A 19,025-nucleotide genomic window follows, 5' to 3' on the forward strand; every position below is an offset into this window, starting at 1 on the left:
CCTGAAACTATTTTATACTTAACTGGTTCTTTTTTATCACTTTTTTTATATGAAACAATAATTTTTCTACTTACCCTTCAAACTCCCCACAATCATGAGTCTCTAACTTTTTTAAATCCCTTTTAATCATATAAAATTTATTGATTTGAAAGTTATCTATTTCTTGGAAACTTGCATCTAACTGAACACTATAAATCGGGACTTCTTCTACTTTAGCTATAAATAATTTTACTTTTTGGTTTTCTTGAATAAAGAGTATTTCATAGGTTTTTTCTTTTTTCACTATACTCTCTATCTTAAAAACTCTTTTCTCCGAATCTTCACAAACATTAGTTAAGATTACTTTCTTATGATTAAATGTAACATTAGCTATATCACATGAATAACATGCTCCAGAAACATCATACGTATATCTTTTCAACACCTCTTTCTCTTCTTCATTAAAAGATAGTCCTATCATATCTTCTTCCATGACCTCTTTAACATCAAACTCTAGTATTTTTTGGCTTTCTACTTTTGTTAAAGTGTCTTTTTCTGTATTACTTTTAGGATTATCTTCCTCAACATTTACTGATTGTATCTTTTCCTTTTCTTGTACTATAATATCTTTATCCCCTTTTATTGCTGTTTTACAACTAAAAAAAAGAAATAGAATTATTATTACTATAGTATATCTCATATTAAATTTTATATTTTTTTAGTTGTAAAATAGCATTAAAAACCTAGCTCTCTAGTTGTTATAAACTTCTGCATTTGGCCCTACATGTATAAAGTATTGAATATAGAAAGGAGCAAATTAGTTTTCAAAGTTCAATTCTTCTATTTTACCCTCACAAATAGATTTATCAATTTTAAGAGAAGTAGAATTAAAATCAGATGTTTCTATATTAAAACTTCCTTTTTTCAAAGAGTCTATTTTAGTATTATTTTTATTAAAATAAATTGTTTTGTAGAACATTGGTCTGACACTAGAATACTCATAAAATAATGTATTAAAATTATCCTCTCTTAAAATTTCAAAATGATGAAAGTTAACTTCATCTATGGGTGTTTTTAAAATAGTATCTTGATATTCATATAAGTCATTCTTTATATATAAGATGTTATAATGATAATTTACACCTGACACTTCTTTTAAATCAATTATATTACCTGAGCTATCTTTAACATTCTCCTCCTGCTTCTTATTACCTGATTTGCAACAAATAAAAAAAACAACTAGGATAAGTGATATTATTATTTTGTTACTACTCATCCCGTAGTTATTTTATTCCTAATTTACCAATTTTCATAAGCCTATCTATTATAATCATTCCTATAGAGGAAAAATTATTTCTTTACTGTTCTACTAATATTCCAAATTTCTTTTGGTTTGCTAGTTGTCTCCTCTCCATTTTCAGTAATCGTTATTGATTTTATAAACCAATCACCGAATTTATCATTAAACTGATACGATATTGTTTCTTCGTAATCACCGTTTCTATTAACTTCATAGGTTTCAACCTGTCCTTTCTCAAAATTGTTAATTTGCATGGAACCCGAAAACATCGGGATACTAATTTCTTTTATTTCACTTTTTAAAATTACTTTACAGTCACATAATGGTTCTCCAGTTTTCACATCATTTTTATAAAAACACTTTATAGTATCCTTAACATTGTCATTATCGAAATATCCTAATTCAACTATATCATATTCCTGCTGAAACTCATGCTTCTGTTTTTTTACTGATTTTCTTTTTATTACCTCTTCATTTTTATCTAAAGAGTAGTTAACAACATCCGTTTTATTCCCTTTTTTACAGGAAATAAAAAATAAAGTGATAATTAAAAACTTAATCATCAAATTTCTGTATGGCTTCTTTAATTGTTTTTCTCTTTCCATATTTAGAATTCTTAATTGAACTTGTTTCATATTTATATACACCAATCGTCTTATCATTTAAGGACACACATTCTTCCTTTATTTCCATCTCTTTAATAATTCTTTTGAGATTCTTCTTCCTATGACTAAAACCATTTAAACCTCCATTAATTCCAATTGATACAGCTATTAAATCATCTTTATCAGCTTTGGTATTCATATCACCCCAAGCAGAACCATTATTCCAATACCACCCTGCGGAGTCAAAAGTGTAAAACAGATCTTCTGCAACTTTTTCTGGTGTACTTATTAATTCAGGTTTTCCTAAATATTTAAAGTATTTCTCATATGTTTTTTTCCATGTTAATTGGATTAATCCTTTTCCTTTATATTTTGGACCATAGCCCTTCACATTATGCCCATTACTAATTCGCGTTTTATATTTTCTATATCCTTTTTTATTTTCTGAAGTATTATACTTCTTATTTTTCACCTTATCCTTAAGGTATAATTTATAGTTTTTATAATTGGTTTCGTAAGTTGTATGGTCATAATCCCATCCGTCAGCATATTCTATTGTTGTTTTATAATGATCTGACTCTGCTTCTGTTTGTGCTATAAAGTGCGCCTTTTGTAGACATGTACTAATTTTATATTTTTTAAAAGTAGCATTTAACTGTTTTGTGAACTCTTCATATGTTCTTTTATCTTTAGGTATGGGGCAATCTTTATGATAAAAAAGCTTATCCTTATTAACTAATTTTTTAACTTCCTCTATTGTAAGACTTCTATTACAAAAGCAAGGTTTATTCTCCAATTCAAACCACTTACCATCCATATCTAACCAATAGTTAGGTGTATTTCGCTTGTCTGGATCTCCTTCTTTATCTGGGTTTTTACCATTGTATACTACTTTTAAATTGTTAGGACTATGAGCATCCACAAGTAAGTACATAAAAGCCTTTTTACCCTTAAGCTTATCCAACTCTTCTATTTCTCTTTTGGTATCTTTACCTCCTAACGTAATTTTAAAAATTGCCCAATCTTTAAAGTCAATTTTGTTGGTTATTTTATCATTTTTTGCATATGCTCCTACAACTGCTTCAGCCCTTGTATTTTCTCCTTTACTATGTTGCAATATTAGTCCACTTTTCTTAAAGTGAAGCTCTGTTTTTTCTTCTTTTCCTTGTCTTACATTCAACCAAACTTTTTTATTTGCTAAGTTCAATGTTTTTACAACCACATAAACTTCATCTCCTAAATTTGCTGACTTTAAACTCTTAAAAGTCACTTTATCTCCTATTTTTTCTTTTTTAGGTTGTGAACCAATGTTTAGAGTTTTCCCTACATAAATGGTATCGCTGGTTAAGCCATTATCTGCTTTTATTTTTGCTACTGTAGTATTGTGTTTTTTTGCTATTTTACTTAATGTATCTCCTGAAACTATTTTATACTTAACAGGTTCTTTTTTATCACTCTTTTTATATTGAGGAGTATCTATTCTCTCAGCAAAATAAGCATCTAAAACTTTATGATGTCTTATTTTTAATGTATTACTAGGTTTGATAATCATTTTCTTAGCTATTTTTATTCAATATTTATAGGTTCTGGTTGTTGTGCTACAACTTGTAATTTAAGTTTGTGCTCACTACTAGTTACCTTAAAATCTTTTATAATATCGTTCTCTATAACCTTATTGTTATATATAAAATCTTTGGTATGGTTACTCAAATCGATATCTATTGTTTGTCCTATAGCATTTTCTGTTTTCAATACTAAGTACACTTCTTCTCCTGTATGTGGTTCTGCCTGTTTATTACCTTGAAGGTCGGTATAATAACAAGTAAAGCGTGGTGTTGTATCTTCTTTAGCTTTGTATGGTGCAGCTTCTTTTATTGGTATAAAACTTTCTTGCCAGTGTTTTATATAACGTGTGGTAGTTTTTTTACTCCAACTAGAGTTGTTAAAAAATCGGTAGTCTTGCATAGCAGGTGATATGGTTAAAGTAACCTGCATACCTAATTGGTTGCAAAATTTTTCGTGATAATTTATTAGAGTGGCATCTTTAAAACTGTATTCAAAGATTTCTAATCCGTCAAAATCATCTTGATAAAAAACAACTTTCCCTTCTCTTAACTGATATAAGTTGAAGGGATATGATACTTTTTTGTTTTCGGTTCTGTCGGCAATAATCCATTCTAAAAAACTATCGTCATACATTTGTGATTCAAATGTAACCGAGATGGTTCCTCCCATTAAGGCAGAGGTAGGTTTTCCGTTCCAATCAATAAGTCGATCGTAATTTAAATTTGTATTGAAAAGTTCTCGTTCTTCTCCACATACAAATAGCTTTGCTTTAACATTCATTTTTAGGCAATTTTCGGGGTTCTTCCTAACTATTAACTAGGGCAATAGTTCTAAAGGTATAAAGTACACTTCACTCTTATAACCTTCTTCTACTTTTTGCAACTTATTTTTTAAAAATAATTCCTCTAATTTATCTATTTTTTCATACTGTTGAAAATAAAATTTTTCAAAACCGTTTTTTTCTACTCTTTTTCTTGGTAGTTTATGTATTCGTAAACAGTAATACCCTTCATGATTTAGAGGTATTCCTGATTTAAAGTAAAACAAGTCAGCAATTGTTGCTTTTCTACTTAAAACATATCTATACGCTGCTTTGTTTAATATCTTTATTTGCTTTTGGTAAAGACGTTTTATTACTCTTCGTTTTTTTCTCGTAATTGGTTTTGCCATTTGAGGAAATGTACTACGATAATTTTCTATCAATTCTATGATTTCATCCTTGTCAAAAACATATCCTTTTTTAATAATACTATCGTTAAGTAATGATACTTTTTGGTACAATACTTCGTGTAAGTTATTTCTACTTAATTGGAAGAGTCGTAAACTATCCGTGTTTAACTCTTTATATCTTGTTTTTATCGTAGCACTTGGTTCACTTCTTAAAACTCCTAATTTTTTGTTGAAGTAATTTAACGAGGATATAAGTTTATCATTGGTTAAAACAGATCTTTTTAAAACAGTATCTATTGTTTTCTCTAAAGACAAAGGAGTTAAAGAACTTTCTATTCTTGGAAAAACAACTCCTCCATTAAACAAACTATTATCTGGTGCATCATACACATAGATGTTATCTTCGTCTGCTGGTACTTTTTTAAGTATATTGTTTTCTACTATAATTTCATTATCTACAATAAAATTCTTGATAAATTCATTATAAAACTTCCCTGTTTTATACAAAAACTCTTTACTTCCTAATATGTAATTTTGAGATCTTACACTTTTGTTATTGTCTAATTGAGCAAAAATAATTTTAGGTGATTTTTTAGCTATTCTTTCAAAAAAAGTATCTTTTTGCCTTTTAATATCATTTGTACTCTCTTTACTTGAAGCTATGATAAAGAAGTTGTTTTCAAAACGCTTTTTTTCGCCTGAAAAATTATCTATTGCATAATCAACTGCCTTGGGAATAGACATTGTTTTTTCTGTGTATTCTACAGCTAAATTATTTTGATTACTTTCTATAAAAGACTCAACAAAACTAATCCATTCTGAAAAGGAACTTGTTTTTTCTAATATCGCTGTTCCTTTTTTGTCCACTAATATTGCTGAAAAACTGTATTTAGTTTCGGTAGGCTCTTGAAATAGGGTTATGTATAAACTTTGTAGAGAATTCAGTATTTTTTTTAGGTGCTCGCTTTCTTCGTTTTTAGAAATAAAGTGGAAGTTTACGACTTTAGATTCCTCTTTCATAAACTTTATTTCTTTTGTGTAGAAACTGTTTCCTTTTACATTGATAAGTTTATTTTTATCATGATTCCAAACATGTACTGGGGCTATTAGATCTTTAGTAACATCTATTTTCAAATTTTTATACCCAGTATACAAGTATTTTGACAGCACATCTTCACCCGTAAGTTGAATTGTATCTTTATTACTGACTGCTAATAAACTATCAGTATTTTTTACAACGTATACTTGATTTTGTCCTATACGAGTAATTAAGTTTGATGGTATCCAGCCTACTGTTTGAGAAGTAGAGTCTTTTAAAATAGGTTTATCTGAAATAAATACTGCTTTTCCTTTTTCATCATATTTATAAGGATATACTATTTGATTAGATACTAACTTCTTATTAGACTTTGTTCTAAAAAAGGGATCTTTAAATACATTTACAGAATCTACCTCCATATATGGTTTTAAATCAAAAAGTCTTAACGTTTTATCTGTACCTACTTTATATTTTATTGGCTTATTGTTACAAGTTTCTATAAAAGAGTGATTGTACTCTATAACATTATTTACAGGTATCCAGCCTAAATATTCTACCTGTTCAGTATCTTTAAAGTTAAACTTATCTCCATAAAACATAGAAAATAATCCTTTGGGTTTCCCTATTTGATCTGGGTTGGCTATTACTACTTCATACGAATTCTCTTTTTCATCAATTACATATAAAGGAGTTAACAACCCTTTTTTCTTAAATTTTTCTTGAATGTATGGTCCTTTATAAAAAGAATTGTTTTCTCTATCTGAAAAAACCATTTTTAACGAGGCATCGTGCTTTGTTTTTACTTTTTTAAGATAGTTAAATCTATTTTCTTTTACTTCTTTTACTTTTTCATATTTCCCTATAGTTTGTGATATTATAGGAAAGGAATATAGTGACAGAAAAAAAATAAAAAGTGTTATTTTTTTTTGCATTATTATCTTAGTAAACTTTGTGTTACATTTAATCTTTTGAAACATTTAATTGTATCTATTTCAACTTTATTAATTATTATTTTACTTCTTTTCTTATTTTCTAAGTAGTGTAAACCTTGACAGTAACTAAAAAAGTCATTATACCTTCCTCCATTAACAATTACAAGTATGTCTTCAGCTTGATTACATGTGTAGTTATTCTTTATATAATTTAAGTTCTTATAAAAGGTTCCTCGATCTGTAACCTTACTATCTGCTATTGCCTGAAGTCTTTTTCTAATGTCATTTTGAACAACCCCTAAAGAATCTACTTTTTCTAATTCTTCAACTTTTTCAAATCGTGGTAAGATTCTTATATTATGATATATGGGATATTTTAATGTGTTTGTTTGAAGCTTTACCCTGTAATCTCCTGGTTTGCTGTACCTATAGATAACTTGTTCTTCATAAGCATCAACTGTTCCTGTTTCTCCAAACTCCCAATACCAAGTATTTATTCCTTTTCCTTCGGTAAAAAACACTAATTCTTCACCTACATAACCCTCATCTACACCATGTAAGGTTACCAAAGAATCTCTTGGCGACAATTTCGGCAAGGAAACTACTCCTATTTGTTTTGATACTGTGAACTTATCATTTATTTTGATTGACACAAGATATTTTCCTTCCTTACGATATTTATAGTCAATATTACCTCGTTTCATGATAGAATCTCCATTCCCCATGTGCCATACTACTTTTCTTCCCTCAACTAAACTGGTATCGTTTAGAAGGAAAAACAATTTTTCTCCAACTTCAAATTGATAATTACTATTAGACTCAGACACATAAAAATCTAAGTTACTAAGTCTTGATTTATAAGGTGCAAATATTGCTAGTATAAGTACTAATAGCGCTATAAAAATTAAAGCCGACAATTTAAATTTATTAGACATACTCTTATATTTAAATGTTAGCTTTACATTCTTCTAAATTCTCTTTCAAAACTTTATTATTTCTTTTTAAAGCATTGTATTCTTCACTCAAATCGAAAAACATTTTAAGCGTTTTTGATGATTGAACTCCAAAAATATATCGGTTATTCATATCGTTATCTCTATAGATTTTTTTGTACAGTTGGATTTCTTTATCTAATTCATCTAACACCTGAATTTGAATAACATCAAAAGGTATTTCTTGAATTTTTTTATGTGTTTTCTTTATTCTTTTTGTGTAGTCTTCTTGAACATCAAAAATTTCTTCTGAAGCATCAATACTATTCAGTAACTCTTTACTCTCTACTACAGGTACTTTAAAAATAAATTTAGTTAGTATTATAAACACCACTGTAGAAATTATTATAAATAGAAGAGAGAATCTTATTTTTTCCCAAAAAACTTCGTGTTTATCCATAGCTTAATCTTTGTTTAAATCTTTATTTAAATCCTTATACTTTTCCCTGCATTTTTCTAATTGTTCTTTATTAGCTTCTCTTGTACTAACTTCTTTATTGTAACTTTCAAGAAGAGACTGTATATTTCTTATTTCCGATAAAAACTCACCGTAAATTTTATAGTAGTTATTTTCTTTTTTTGTACTATCAATACTTTGTCTTATCTCAACCCTAGTATTGGTAATAATCTTTTGCATTTGCCTATACTCTCCTATATTTCTTCGTTTATTTTTTAAGCTGTATAAATTTTTAAAAAGTTCTTCCATTTTAAAATTTAACATTGCTTGCTTTTTAAAAACTTCATTATAGTGAGATTGTTTACTTTCAATTAAAACAACTCCTTTTTCTGCAATAATTAAAGTGACATATAAACAGAAAAATACAACTATTGCTGTTAAAGAAAATGACGCAAAAAATTTAAGAATTTGTTTTTTTCTTTCTTTGTGATTTAAAGCCTTCATAAGAAATTAGTGTTAATCAATTATACTCCAAGTGCTATTATTACCTCTATTTCTATTGAACTGTGAACCTGACTCTTCGTTAATTACAATATTATCTTTTCTTTGTCCTATATACTCTAGTTCACTCATCTTTTTAAACACACGCTCTAACATAGCCACAAACCTATTTAACACATCAAAGGTTTCTGCAATTTCTATATGATTATACTTAACATTTACAGCATCTACTATAGCATCTAGAAAATCTGAAGGTTTAATATCTGTCCATTGATAGTAATATTGTAATAGTTGTTCTTTTTCTTTGTCATCCATTATACTTAGACAAATAGAAAGTTTGTTTGCTAATACAACTAGCCTATCTACTAAATACATAGGAGATCTACTAACCGAAATATTTTCTAGGTTAAAGATGTTATCACTATAATACTCTTGTAGTTTTGCACAGATTGAAAAAGTATTAGCCACTAATTTGTTACTGCTCTTTTGTCCATTATTCTTTTTAAATATTTTAATCGAATAATTTTTAGATTTAATAAGAACCTGTAGTAAACCTTTACTAAAACCTTCTAATCTTTCATTTGAAGATAAATTAACTACTGGAGGCACATATCCTTCGTCAATTGAAAACAACCCGTTAGTCCACAAAACTTTTCCTATAACTAAAAAGTGCTCCTTTAAAAAGCTTGTATTAATTTTTGAAACAGGAAGTGTATGTAATTCTAATTTTGGTAAAACATTTGGATGGTGTAGTGGTATAACTTCAGGGTCAGGAACACCCACTGGCAAATATTCAAAAGGAGACAAAGACAGCATTATATAAAACTCTTCACTTTCTGTCTTGTCAAAATCAGACGTTTTTAATGTTACAGAAGGTGAATTCGCTCCATATAAATCATAATGATACATAATTCTATATCCTTTTTCTGTAATCGCATTACATGATTTAAGTTTTATTACTAAAGAATTATCCCCGTCACTTAAAACATCTAATTGTAAGTTTTCAAAACCAGCTCCACCTTCTATTAAACCATACTCATAATTTTTAAGAGAAACCGAATTATAATCCTTTATAGTTTCAATTGTATTATTATAATTTTTAAAAAAATGTTCCGCAGATATTTTTACTCCGTCAGTCCAGTTTATAGGTAAATAATTCATTTTATTATTTTTCTTATTCATCATCAATAGTATTTAATGCAGTTCTTCTTATGTATATAGTTTGTTTATTTCTAATTCTATTAAATTTCCCATCTTTTTCAGCATCTAAAACTTTTGTAAACAAAGGGAAGTTAAACCACTTATTGGTATAAAATATCCAGCCAATTGGTTCTCCGTCTAAATAAGTATCAATCATTCTATCAGGAAACCTAAAATTCTGGTCTTCAATAAAACGGTTAAACCACATACCTACAGACACCTCCATAGGTAACTTTACTGAAAAAGAGCTATAGTTTTTATCTTCTGGGTTTCTTTTAATCTTAACTGTGACTTGTATTAGTTTAAAAACATCTACATTATCCCAATACATATCAGTAGCTCCATTATCTGAAACATTCCAAGCTTTATAAAACGGTTTTGATATATTTAAAAAGTAACCTAAGGACATTGAGTATAATAATGGTAGTACAAACCAAATTATTGACAACATAGCCCAAAGTGCATAAGGGAGGGTACTTATTTTTTCAAAGATTAGATAATACAACCATGCAGATAGAACCATTACTATAAAAGCAAAAAATAGTGTATGGAATTTATTATCTAAGCCTATAGATTTATAAAACTTCGTGTTTTGAAAGAGCATAAAAAACACACCTATAAAAAGGTAACATAAAACCGTAAGTATTAATCCCACCCATACAAACTCATACTTTAACAAACTAATAAAAACAGGTGCTATTAAAATAAGGGTTAGTAATAAAACTAAAACAATTGCCTTTTTTATATTGAAAGATTTTTTAGCTTTTACTATATTATTTAACACCATTAAAGATATAATGGCTATTAGAGGTGCTAAAAGAAATTTTAAAAAATATACTATTATTATGTTCATAACTTTTTCTTTTCTTATTTAATTAAATATGAGTCATACCCTAAAAATCTTTCTGCCAAAACAAAAGATTGATCAGAATTCGTTTGATAAGTGATATGAATTTTTCTTGAGGAAATTAAGAAGAAGCTCAATACTTCTTTTATTTGCAAAATACTTTTTTCTAAAACCTTAAAGTTTTCGACTTCTTTTTCTAACACTACTACTACCTTTACATCATCTATCTCACTGTAAAGCTTTCCACTTAAACCTAAATCAACTCCTAAAATGGCATTTCCTAAACTTAAAAAAGGAGATTCATTAATAACGCAAGGCACATAGCTTAGTTTTACTTTTAAGCCTAAAACTATTTGTATTAATTTTTCTAACTCTACTAAGTTCTCTTTAAAAAACTCCGACTTACATAAATTAAGGAATAGTTTATACAAAGATTGATCAGAAACTTGCAAATCAGAACCTATAATTTGCTTAAAAATATTTAATAGGTTTTGTTTTGATTTTTTATCTGAGAAAAAATTCAAGCTCCTATTATTAATTCTAACTCTTTCTTTAAAAATTTCAGTATCAAAAAGAGTAAAAAAGTTAATATCTCCTTTTTCTTTTTCTCTATTCCTACGAATCGTATCAACCACCTCTCTTTTGTTATCAGAATTAACCCCTAAAGAGAGAGGATAGAACAAAATTTCTGGTAATTGATGGTATATACTATTTCTACTTAAGTTAACAACTAAATTTTCTTCAAAGCCAGCATCTTTAGCTATAAAGTTTGAATCGACAGATAAAACATCTTTAGACTGAGCTCTACTATTCATACCGTGATTTTTTACGATTAGCGTCTCAGACACATCTTTATCCAATAAGAACTCTAGCTCTTCAACAAAAACTTCTCCAATAAAGTTAGATGCCATATTACGAACAAGATCGTCAACTACAACATCATTTTCTTTTACACTAGCTCCCATACAAGATTATTGTTTTTATAATCTAATAATACATGATCTCCTTTATTGACTTGTTCAGAAACTATCATTTTAGATATTACCTTTTTCACATATGTTCTTACAACTCCAGCAATAGGTCTAGCCCCATACTTTTGAGAAAAACCTTTTTTTGATAAAAATTCTAGAGCTTCATCAGAAATATCTAATACTATTTGTTTTTGTTGCTCTAACTGCTTTCTAAGTTTATTAAAGTGTATCACTAAAATATCTTGTGCTACCTTTTGATTAATTGGCGCAAAAGGTACTACCTCTGTTAACCTTCCTAAAAACTCAGGTCTGAAGTGTTGTGCCATTACTTCTATTAACTCATTTGACGTTGGAATTTTTCCTTCTGTTATTTGTTCAGCAATCCATTGGCTACCAATGTTAGATGTAAAAATGACAATAGCGTTAGAGAAGTCTCCTTCCCTACCTAGTTTATCATGAATCACACCTTCATCCATTAATTGAAGAAAAACATCATATACAGAACTGTGAGCTTTTTCAATTTCATCAAATAAAACTACTGAATATGGACGCTGCCTTATTTTAGTTACCAACATCCCTCCTTCTTCATACCCAACATAACCTGGAGGTGCTCCATAAAGCAATGCTGCAGAATGTTCCTCTTTAAATTCAGACATATCAAAACGAATCATCGCCGTTTCATCGTCAAATAACAACTCAGCTAATGATTTAGTTAATTCAGTTTTCCCTGTTCCTGTAGGACCTAAAAAGAAGAAAGAACCAATTGGTTGTTTAGGGTTACTAAGACCACTTCTCGATTCTATAATAGCATCTGATAATGTTTGAATAGCATTCGACTGACCTTTAACTCGCTCTTTTAATCTTTTATCTATATTGAGAAGACGTTCTTTTTCTTCTGTCTGAATTTTACCTAAAGGAATACCTGTTATTTCTGACACAACAGCTTCTATATCTATCTCACTTACAACATCTATAGATATCTTAGCTAGCTCTTTTAGCATAGATAAGAATTCATCAACCTTAGATATTTCTTCCTGTAAATCTGGATTATCAGATACTAAATTAAATGACTTGGTTACTTTTGAAGTTTGAATAACACTAACTTTTCTATAAATAGTATTATAGATTAATTGTAAATCAGAAAAATCAAACTTTTCTGAATCCTTAACTTCATTAAATTCTTTTTCTATTTTTCTAACTTCTCCTAATACCGTAGCATTACTCATCTTTACAGCTGCTACAGTTTTATCTATTAAATCTATTGCTCCATAGGGTAATTTTTTTTCTTTAAAATACCTTTTTGAAAGATGTATAGATTCCTCAATTGCTCTATCTGAAATTTTAATATCAAAATGTAGTTCTAGCCTTTTTTTGTGTCTATGTAAACATTTTAACATCTCTAAAGCCCCCAATTCCTCTAACTTCAATATTTCTAATTTACCATCTATAGGGTGTCTTTCAAGGTTTTTTCTGTATGAATCTGAATTAATAGTAAAAATCATATTAATTCGTCCTTCACTTAATTGAGCATTTAAAATATTTACAATGGCATTGGTTTTTCCTGAAGAGTTTTCTAGCAACACATGGAGGTCATCCACCACTAATATGGAAGGAGCATCAATAGACTCTAACTTCTCAAATAATTCTGAAATTTTCTTGTTTACATCATTTTCAGAACTTGCTCCTGCTAATAGTTTTGGAACATTAAGTTTAAATACCAAATGACTTTTTAAATACTCATCTGTACTATTACTCAACTCTCTTACAAAGTAATTTACCGTTGCTGTTTTCCCTATACCAGAATCTCCAACTAGGATAACACCTTTACTTTCTGACCTTTCAAAATTTTCTAAAATTAATCGTACTTCTTTCTCTCTACCTAAGATTAAGTTTCCCTTTTGAATTACCTCTTGTGTTTGAAGATCTTCAATATATGAACTTATTGCCGAAATATTTTCTTTTGCATTTGACTCTAAAAAAGTAGGAGTATTTGCATTGTAGTGTTTTAAAATATCTTGCTCGGTTATTCCTAAAGTTTCTATTTGTTGGCCAGAATATACAACACCTTCTCTCACTACTGCTGTAAAAATGCATAACGCATCAATATTTTCTGTTCCTAATTTTATTTTTGAACGCTCAGACTCTTCAAAAACTTTAGCGACTTCGTTATCTGGATTTACATCACTTGAAGCTTGTAGAGGACTCGACTTATACATTTCTTTCATTACCTCAAACCATTCAAGGACGTAGCTGGCATCTTTACCCATGCCATCAATAATCTCCTCTAAACCAGTAGGCTCATTAATTAATGATGTTATTAAATGGCTAACGCCATAGGTACTTTGATTTTCTCTGTAAGCAATACTTTTAGCTCTTTTTATGCTTGATAAAGCACTTGAACTGTAATCTTTTTCTATCATTTTTAAATAAAAAATACTTTATAAGTTATATTTGATATAGATCTCTTTTCCAGTTCCTTCTCAAGATAATAACTGAAAAGGGTTTGTTTTTCTGTAGAGATTAACTCTTTTTTTGTTTTAATATGTATATCAGTGGTTCTTATCAAACCTTTTTTCTTTTCTTTTGAAATTGCTACACCATCTTTTATCGAAATTCCTTCAACAAAACGCCCTATTTTACTATTAACAAAGCTTTTTACATCTTCTCTTGTTACAATTCTTTCTCTTGTAAGCAATCCATAGCGTAAACCGTTTATTTTGTCGTGTTCTTCCTTTCTAATATAACCTCCAATTGTATCAGTCTTTAACTTTATCTTACTATCGATAAACTTACCTGTTCTATATTGATTAAAAGTGTAACTTGTGTTAATTCCATTAGCCTGACTAGCATTTGTTAGCCAATATTGAAACTCGTAATTAAAAGCTTCTTTATGCGGATAAGTCAATAAAAAAGTTTTATCATTAGTTGCATTAACCTCTCCAAATTCTAAATGAATTTTCTTATCAATTTCATCTAGTTTTTCATGCAAGTCATCTAAGTAAGCTTGTATAATATCATAACCTATTGAAGAAAAAGCACTTCCTTCTTCTCTTACTGTTTGTGAGGTTTTACTCAACATCATTTTAGCACTTCTAGTATCAAACCTTCCTATATCTCCAAAATATAACGAGTAACCACCTTCAAGACTTTCTGTAGAGTTTCCTATAACATTTGCATAACTATTTCCTTTATCATCATTTAAACTTTCAATATTTAAAAAATAGTCTACACCTTCACTAAGCACAGATAAAATTCTACCATTTTTTCTAAAATTATGTTGTTTATACTCAAGTTTTCTATTAACTACTGGAAAAGTGTTTAAACTTACATCTATTCCTTGCAGTTTATCTTTAGAAAAAACCTCTGGAAGCTTTACTTTAAACCACAACAACTTCTCATTTAAATCTTCTGGTTCAACGAAAAAATCATCCTGTTCACCAAACAACTCTGTAATTGTTCTTTTTGCCTTACAAGATTCATTTAAACTTAACGTATAAAAACAATCTTCATAAAACGAAACAACATCATCAAAATAATGAACTTCACTATTCTTGTTTATTAACTCTTCCTTATCTAGAAACATTTCATTACCATCCACATCATAAACCTTCATTGTTTTTAAAAAAGGTAAGAGTGAACTATCTTTTAAAATAAAACAGAGAGATAAATTGCTTGTTTCCTCTAACAATTCACTTGAAATATCCACTCCAAACCAAAGCTCATAATCTTTAATTTTATTCTCTTGAGATAAATAAAGAGCATCTTCTATATTTCCAAATTGATTTTCACTTATTTGCAATTTATCATCATACCCCAAATATTTAACAGAGGCATTTATAAGTTGTTTTGCGATAATAGGCGTAAAGAAAACATCTAATTTTTCTTCTCCAAATCTTCTTTTTGAGCAATAAAAATGATCTGAAACATAAAGTTGTGTAGTATCATCTTCTGGTTGTGCTTTTAGCAAAGCATGTGAAGGTGACGGTAAAGACCACTTGTTACTTACTAATATTCTAGACAATCTATCCAGTAATTCTTTGTCTGAAACATCTACTTGTTGATGTAATTTTGATATTTCATAAGCAAAAGTATGTAGTAATAAATCTAAAATAGGGTCGACACTTCTTTTGTCTTTAATTCCCCATAATTCCATCGAACGCAAAAGCATTCGATTTTTAATTTTCATAAAGTATTCGTCTCTCATTGCGTTTTTTTTCTTTTATTGAGATAAAGGGCTGATGTAAAAAAGTGTAGCGAAATTAAATGGAGCTTCGGTTTCAATAATTGTCCCAAAAACTTTTATTTCTGCTTTTCTTCTTACATGAACATCAGTAGTCTCAGCATCATCATCTATTTCAGATAATCTTACACTTACTCTAACATCCTTAAGCCTAGGTTCATATTCAATAAAGGCGTAATATAAAGAATCTTTAACTTTTTCTTCCCATTTATTGATTTTAACCAACTGATTAAACTCTAAGTCCCAAATATCGGAACCATAATTGGGTCTTCCAAAAACTTCGCCCTGTTTTGAAGTAGCAATTATCATGAGGTGCTGGGCTATTGATTCTTCAAGTGTACACCCCAATCTATTATTCTCTTTATTTCTTTTTGTTATACTGGAAAAGTCTAGGGGGATCTTCAAATAATTCATTTTTCCTTAATTTTTTTTTGTAAAAATAATTTTTTTTATCAAATATTTAATAGATTCGTAGCAGAATAAAAAAAATTATTATGGCAATGTACAATTACGGAATTGGAGGTAATGAAGTTAAAGTTGATGCTAATGAATCAATCGCAAACATTTCTTCCAACAAAACCCTATTAATCCAAAAACTTACCGACGAAGCTCCAGCAACCCCCGAAGCTACTTATGGTTTAGACACTATCGAAGCTGTTTTTGAAAAGTTTTCACCTTCTGTAAAACTTGAACACACTGATGAAAATGGCGCTGACGTTAAAGAATCTTTAAATTTCAATAATTTAAGTGATTTTAATGTTGAGAACATTAAGGCTAATAGCTCTTTTCTAAATAAACTTGATATAGAAAAAGATCAGTACTTAAGAATTTCAAGACAATTATCTTCTAACAGAGCACTAATGAAAGCTCTAAGCAACCCCGAAACTAAAGATACATTTATTAAGATTTTAGAAGAATCTATTAAAGAAATCGATCAAGCTGAACAATAAAAACAAAAAACATAATTAGCTATGTCTACAAAAGTAAAAACGCAACAGTCGGAAGAAGTAAAACAACAGTCCCCTAGTCAAGAAGTAGCTAACGCTATTGACGGTATTAAAGAATATGGAGGATTCTCTTTTATTGAGAATATTGTTGATGGATACTCAAACTTAAACCCAAAAAGAAAAGCTAGAAAAAGTCTATTTTTAAACGACGAGCAATGGAAAGGAGAAAGAAAAAACTTAAAAAACAGACTTTCTGTTTGGTTAGAAATTCTAAAAAGTAGCGAAAACATCGAATCGATGTGTGATTCTGCAAAGGAAAAAGCTACTAGCATCGAAGGAGTTTTAAACTACAACTTAAAGAAAACCTTAGAAAAAACTAAGGAATTAGAAACCTCTTATAGATCTGTAGCATTATTCTACAAAAACACAGAGAAAGATAAGGTTAAAAATATTACGATCTTAAATGCTGATTTAAGTCAATTAAAAGATTTAGAAAACCCTCTTTTTATAGATTATGTATCAAATGAGCTTAAACAAAACTTTGATAGATTAGATTTAAAAGACAATTATTCTATCCTGGTAGTACCTGGGCATCTTGGTTCTAACGTAGTATTAGACAAGTGGTCTAAAATAGCATACGAAAATAAAGCTGTTTTATTAACCGATTTCCAAGACTTAGAAACTCCAGATGACATTATTGACATGTTCTCTAACGCGAATCATTCAGGAGGAGAAGTTCATAAGTCAAACACTTTAATGACTTGTAACTGGCTTTTAGGAAGAAAAAAAGAAGACTCTGTTGGTGAAGAAGACAACTTATACGTTCCACCATCTTCTGCTTTAGCTGGTAAAATATACCACACTTTAATGTCGCAAGTAGTAGCAGGTAAAAAGTTTGGTGGTATTAACGAAGTAGAAAGTGTAAGATTCGATCTTAAGAAAAGTGAGATTTCAGAAATTGAAAAAATGGGATTAGTTCCTATGGTAAACGAATATAGTAAAGTAATGGCTTTCTCAGCTAAAACTTTATTTAACGGAGACAATTTAGGACTTCAAACCTATTCTGTTGTAAGAGTATTTGATCACATAACAAAAGTATTATTTGATTTCTTAAACAGACGTGCATTTGAAAATTGGAGTTCAAGAACTGAAGCTGATTTACGTCGTCAAATAGTTAAGTTTTTAGATGATATCCAAGGACCTACTAAATTAATCGAACGCTTTAAGGTTATAAAAATAGAACAAGATCAAAACCAAAAAGACCGTGTTTTATTAGACATTCATATCACTCCTTATTTCCCAGCTAAAAGTTTCGTTATTCAATTAGACGGACACAAAGGAGATGGGCCTGAAGATGCTGTATGGCACAGTGAATACGTTCAACAGTAATCCAACTTTAAAATACACTCTTTTCCTTTTATAGAAAAGAACAGAAAAAGCAAAAGTTTAAAACTTTTGCTTTTTTTCGTTAAAGAATACTTTAACAACTGTACAACTCCAAACTCATTCCTTTTGATATTGCACCCCTCTTTTCATAAAAAACTCTTAAAACACTCCTTTTTAAACTATAAAAATTTAAATTCAGTTTTTTATCACAATACATACAACTATTTTTGTAAGCTTTAAACACTCTTTACGAATAAGATAAAAAATACTTTTATGAATTTACAAGAACTTAAAAGCAATATAGACACAATAGTTAGCAATAAAACTTCAACAGAAGAAAAACTACAACAAATCTGCGATTATTTAGCTTCAGAAATCTCTTATTATGACTGGGTTGGATTTTACTTTAAAAATGGAGATAAAAAAGAATTAAAATTAGCACAGTTTAACGGAGAACCTACAGATCACACAATTATCCCTTTCGGAAAAGGTATTTGTGGTCAAGTTGCTGTTAGTAATGAAAATTTTGTAGTTCAAGATGTTAGCGAACAAGACAATTATATATCTTGCGGATGGAAGGTAAAATCTGAGATTGTAATTCCTATTTTTGTCGATGGTGAAAATATAGGACAAATCGACATTGATTCTCATACAGTTAACCCATTTACCGAAAATGACGAGGTTTTATTGGAGTATATATGTAAAAAAGTAGCTAATTTTATATAATTTTCACATAATCGCTTGATTATTAAGTTTTTTTTTGTTTTATTTGATCTGATTTTTTAACAACCCCATTAATCCCCTTAAATATGAGCAGTAGAGAACATCCTTCTTATGCAGCATTAGGCAGTGCTAATGCTCGTTCAAAATCTCAACAATCTTTAGTAGAAAAATTCACAATCTGGTTTCGTAATTTTTTAGAAACTGCAGAGTAATTTTTCTTTTAAAATTTT

General features: G+C 29.0%; 19 protein-coding genes. 4 read left to right on the top strand and 15 right to left on the bottom strand.

Translation table 11 applies throughout. The annotated features are described in order from the left end of the window. Positions 1–70: 70 nt before the first annotated feature. From ACTPNM_RS15015 to ACTPNM_RS15085, 15 genes are all read right to left on the bottom strand, one after another. Positions 71–679: a hypothetical protein gene (locus tag ACTPNM_RS15015; protein WP_440122605.1), complete on the bottom strand. Its 609-nt coding sequence runs from the start codon at positions 677–679 to the stop codon at positions 71–73. Positions 680–796: 117 nt separating this feature from the next. Then, the gene (locus ACTPNM_RS15020; protein WP_440122606.1) at positions 797–1,255 is read right to left on the bottom strand and encodes a hypothetical protein; all 459 of its coding nucleotides are present in this window, start codon (positions 1,253–1,255) and stop codon (positions 797–799) included. A gap of 74 nt (positions 1,256–1,329) precedes the next feature. Continuing rightward, positions 1,330–1,884 carry a hypothetical protein gene (locus ACTPNM_RS15025; RefSeq protein WP_440122607.1) on the bottom strand — a complete coding sequence of 185 codons (555 nt, stop codon included), beginning with the start codon at positions 1,882–1,884 and terminating at the stop codon, positions 1,330–1,332. Continuing rightward, complete coding sequence (locus ACTPNM_RS15030) at positions 1,835–3,436, bottom strand: LysM peptidoglycan-binding domain-containing protein (protein WP_440122608.1); 1,602 nt, start codon at positions 3,434–3,436, stop codon at positions 1,835–1,837. Before ACTPNM_RS15030 ends, ACTPNM_RS15025 begins: the two co-directional genes overlap by 50 nt. A 14-nt stretch (positions 3,437–3,450) precedes the next feature. Beyond that, entirely contained in the window at positions 3,451–4,230 is a 780-nt protein-coding gene (gene tssD / locus ACTPNM_RS15035; protein ID WP_440122609.1) for a type VI secretion system tube protein TssD, read from the bottom strand. 36 nt (positions 4,231–4,266) lie between these two features. Then, on the bottom strand, positions 4,267–6,591 hold the full coding sequence (tssR, locus tag ACTPNM_RS15040) for a type VI secretion system protein TssR domain-containing protein (RefSeq protein ID WP_440122610.1): 2,325 nt from the start codon (positions 6,589–6,591) through the stop codon (positions 4,267–4,269). A 2-nt stretch (positions 6,592–6,593) separates the two neighbouring features. Continuing rightward, on the bottom strand, positions 6,594–7,526 hold the full coding sequence (locus ACTPNM_RS15045) for a PKD domain-containing protein (protein WP_099215495.1): 933 nt from the start codon (positions 7,524–7,526) through the stop codon (positions 6,594–6,596). Positions 7,527–7,536: 10 nt separating this feature from the next. Continuing rightward, entirely contained in the window at positions 7,537–7,983 is a 447-nt protein-coding gene (tssO, locus tag ACTPNM_RS15050) for a type VI secretion system TssO (protein WP_274639657.1), read from the bottom strand. Between the two features lie 3 nt (positions 7,984–7,986). Next, positions 7,987–8,484 (bottom strand): type VI secretion system TssO, encoded by a 498-nt coding sequence (gene tssO / locus ACTPNM_RS15055; RefSeq protein WP_274639656.1) that lies wholly within the window; start codon positions 8,482–8,484, stop codon positions 7,987–7,989. Between the two features lie 12 nt (positions 8,485–8,496). Further along, positions 8,497–9,666, bottom strand: a complete 1,170-nt coding sequence (locus ACTPNM_RS15060; RefSeq protein ID WP_274639655.1) for a hypothetical protein — start codon at positions 9,664–9,666, stop codon at positions 8,497–8,499. Further along, the gene (locus ACTPNM_RS15065; protein WP_440122612.1) at positions 9,656–10,534 is read right to left on the bottom strand and encodes a TssN family type VI secretion system protein; all 879 of its coding nucleotides are present in this window, start codon (positions 10,532–10,534) and stop codon (positions 9,656–9,658) included. The genes ACTPNM_RS15060 and ACTPNM_RS15065 overlap by 11 nt, the downstream gene beginning before the upstream one ends. A gap of 14 nt (positions 10,535–10,548) precedes the next feature. Next, positions 10,549–11,493 (bottom strand): hypothetical protein, encoded by a 945-nt coding sequence (locus tag ACTPNM_RS15070; RefSeq protein WP_274639653.1) that lies wholly within the window; start codon positions 11,491–11,493, stop codon positions 10,549–10,551. Beyond that, positions 11,478–13,919, bottom strand: coding sequence for an AAA family ATPase (locus ACTPNM_RS15075; protein WP_440122613.1), 2,442 nt, complete (start codon positions 13,917–13,919; stop codon positions 11,478–11,480). Before ACTPNM_RS15075 ends, ACTPNM_RS15070 begins: the two co-directional genes overlap by 16 nt. A 2-nt stretch (positions 13,920–13,921) precedes the next feature. Then, positions 13,922–15,703, bottom strand: coding sequence for a hypothetical protein (locus tag ACTPNM_RS15080; RefSeq protein WP_440122614.1), 1,782 nt, complete (start codon positions 15,701–15,703; stop codon positions 13,922–13,924). A 15-nt stretch (positions 15,704–15,718) separates the two neighbouring features. Next, positions 15,719–16,153: a GPW/gp25 family protein gene (locus ACTPNM_RS15085; protein ID WP_440122615.1), complete on the bottom strand. Its 435-nt coding sequence runs from the start codon at positions 16,151–16,153 to the stop codon at positions 15,719–15,721. Between the two features lie 80 nt (positions 16,154–16,233). Between ACTPNM_RS15085 and ACTPNM_RS15090 the strand changes: the two genes are divergently transcribed. The 4 genes from ACTPNM_RS15090 to ACTPNM_RS15105 all read left to right on the top strand — a co-directional run bounded on the left by ACTPNM_RS15090 (position 16,234) and on the right by ACTPNM_RS15105 (position 19,007). Next, a complete protein-coding gene (locus tag ACTPNM_RS15090; RefSeq protein ID WP_099215504.1) occupies positions 16,234–16,689 on the top strand; it encodes a hypothetical protein in 456 nt (151 codons plus the stop codon). Between the two features lie 21 nt (positions 16,690–16,710). Then, positions 16,711–18,075, top strand: coding sequence for a DUF5458 family protein (locus tag ACTPNM_RS15095; protein ID WP_440122616.1), 1,365 nt, complete (start codon positions 16,711–16,713; stop codon positions 18,073–18,075). A gap of 270 nt (positions 18,076–18,345) precedes the next feature. After that, positions 18,346–18,798: a GAF domain-containing protein gene (locus ACTPNM_RS15100; RefSeq protein WP_440122618.1), complete on the top strand. Its 453-nt coding sequence runs from the start codon at positions 18,346–18,348 to the stop codon at positions 18,796–18,798. An 83-nt stretch (positions 18,799–18,881) separates the two neighbouring features. After that, positions 18,882–19,007 carry a hypothetical protein gene (locus tag ACTPNM_RS15105; protein ID WP_274639647.1) on the top strand — a complete coding sequence of 42 codons (126 nt, stop codon included), beginning with the start codon at positions 18,882–18,884 and terminating at the stop codon, positions 19,005–19,007. Positions 19,008–19,025 lie beyond the last annotated feature (18 nt).

The organism is Tenacibaculum sp. Ill (assembly GCF_051938915.1).
Taxonomy (GTDB): domain Bacteria; phylum Bacteroidota; class Bacteroidia; order Flavobacteriales; family Flavobacteriaceae; genus Polaribacter; species Polaribacter larymnensis.

What these genes read in the sequence shown, in the direction of transcription:
- ACTPNM_RS15015 (WP_440122605.1), bottom strand. Translation starts at nt 679, where the DNA reads ATGAGATATACTATAGTAATAATAATTCTATTTCTTTTTTTTAGTTGT.
- ACTPNM_RS15020 (WP_440122606.1), bottom strand. Translation starts at nt 1,255, where the DNA reads ATGAGTAGTAACAAAATAATAATATCACTTATCCTAGTTGTTTTTTTT.
- ACTPNM_RS15025 (WP_440122607.1), bottom strand. Translation starts at nt 1,884, where the DNA reads ATGGAAAGAGAAAAACAATTAAAGAAGCCATACAGAAATTTGATGATT.
- ACTPNM_RS15030 (WP_440122608.1), bottom strand. Translation starts at nt 3,436, where the DNA reads ATGATTATCAAACCTAGTAATACATTAAAAATAAGACATCATAAAGTT.
- tssD (WP_440122609.1), bottom strand. Translation starts at nt 4,230, where the DNA reads ATGAATGTTAAAGCAAAGCTATTTGTATGTGGAGAAGAACGAGAACTT.
- tssR (WP_440122610.1), bottom strand. Translation starts at nt 6,591, where the DNA reads ATGCAAAAAAAAATAACACTTTTTATTTTTTTTCTGTCACTATATTCC.
- ACTPNM_RS15045 (WP_099215495.1), bottom strand. Translation starts at nt 7,526, where the DNA reads ATGTCTAATAAATTTAAATTGTCGGCTTTAATTTTTATAGCGCTATTA.
- tssO (WP_274639657.1), bottom strand. Translation starts at nt 7,983, where the DNA reads ATGGATAAACACGAAGTTTTTTGGGAAAAAATAAGATTCTCTCTTCTA.
- tssO (WP_274639656.1), bottom strand. Translation starts at nt 8,484, where the DNA reads ATGAAGGCTTTAAATCACAAAGAAAGAAAAAAACAAATTCTTAAATTT.
- ACTPNM_RS15060 (WP_274639655.1), bottom strand. Translation starts at nt 9,666, where the DNA reads ATGATGAATAAGAAAAATAATAAAATGAATTATTTACCTATAAACTGG.
- ACTPNM_RS15065 (WP_440122612.1), bottom strand. Translation starts at nt 10,534, where the DNA reads ATGAACATAATAATAGTATATTTTTTAAAATTTCTTTTAGCACCTCTA.
- ACTPNM_RS15070 (WP_274639653.1), bottom strand. Translation starts at nt 11,493, where the DNA reads ATGGGAGCTAGTGTAAAAGAAAATGATGTTGTAGTTGACGATCTTGTT.
- ACTPNM_RS15075 (WP_440122613.1), bottom strand. Translation starts at nt 13,919, where the DNA reads ATGATAGAAAAAGATTACAGTTCAAGTGCTTTATCAAGCATAAAAAGA.
- ACTPNM_RS15080 (WP_440122614.1), bottom strand. Translation starts at nt 15,703, where the DNA reads ATGAGAGACGAATACTTTATGAAAATTAAAAATCGAATGCTTTTGCGT.
- ACTPNM_RS15085 (WP_440122615.1), bottom strand. Translation starts at nt 16,153, where the DNA reads ATGAATTATTTGAAGATCCCCCTAGACTTTTCCAGTATAACAAAAAGA.
- ACTPNM_RS15090 (WP_099215504.1), top strand. Translation starts at nt 16,234, where the DNA reads ATGGCAATGTACAATTACGGAATTGGAGGTAATGAAGTTAAAGTTGAT.
- ACTPNM_RS15095 (WP_440122616.1), top strand. Translation starts at nt 16,711, where the DNA reads ATGTCTACAAAAGTAAAAACGCAACAGTCGGAAGAAGTAAAACAACAG.
- ACTPNM_RS15100 (WP_440122618.1), top strand. Translation starts at nt 18,346, where the DNA reads ATGAATTTACAAGAACTTAAAAGCAATATAGACACAATAGTTAGCAAT.
- ACTPNM_RS15105 (WP_274639647.1), top strand. Translation starts at nt 18,882, where the DNA reads ATGAGCAGTAGAGAACATCCTTCTTATGCAGCATTAGGCAGTGCTAAT.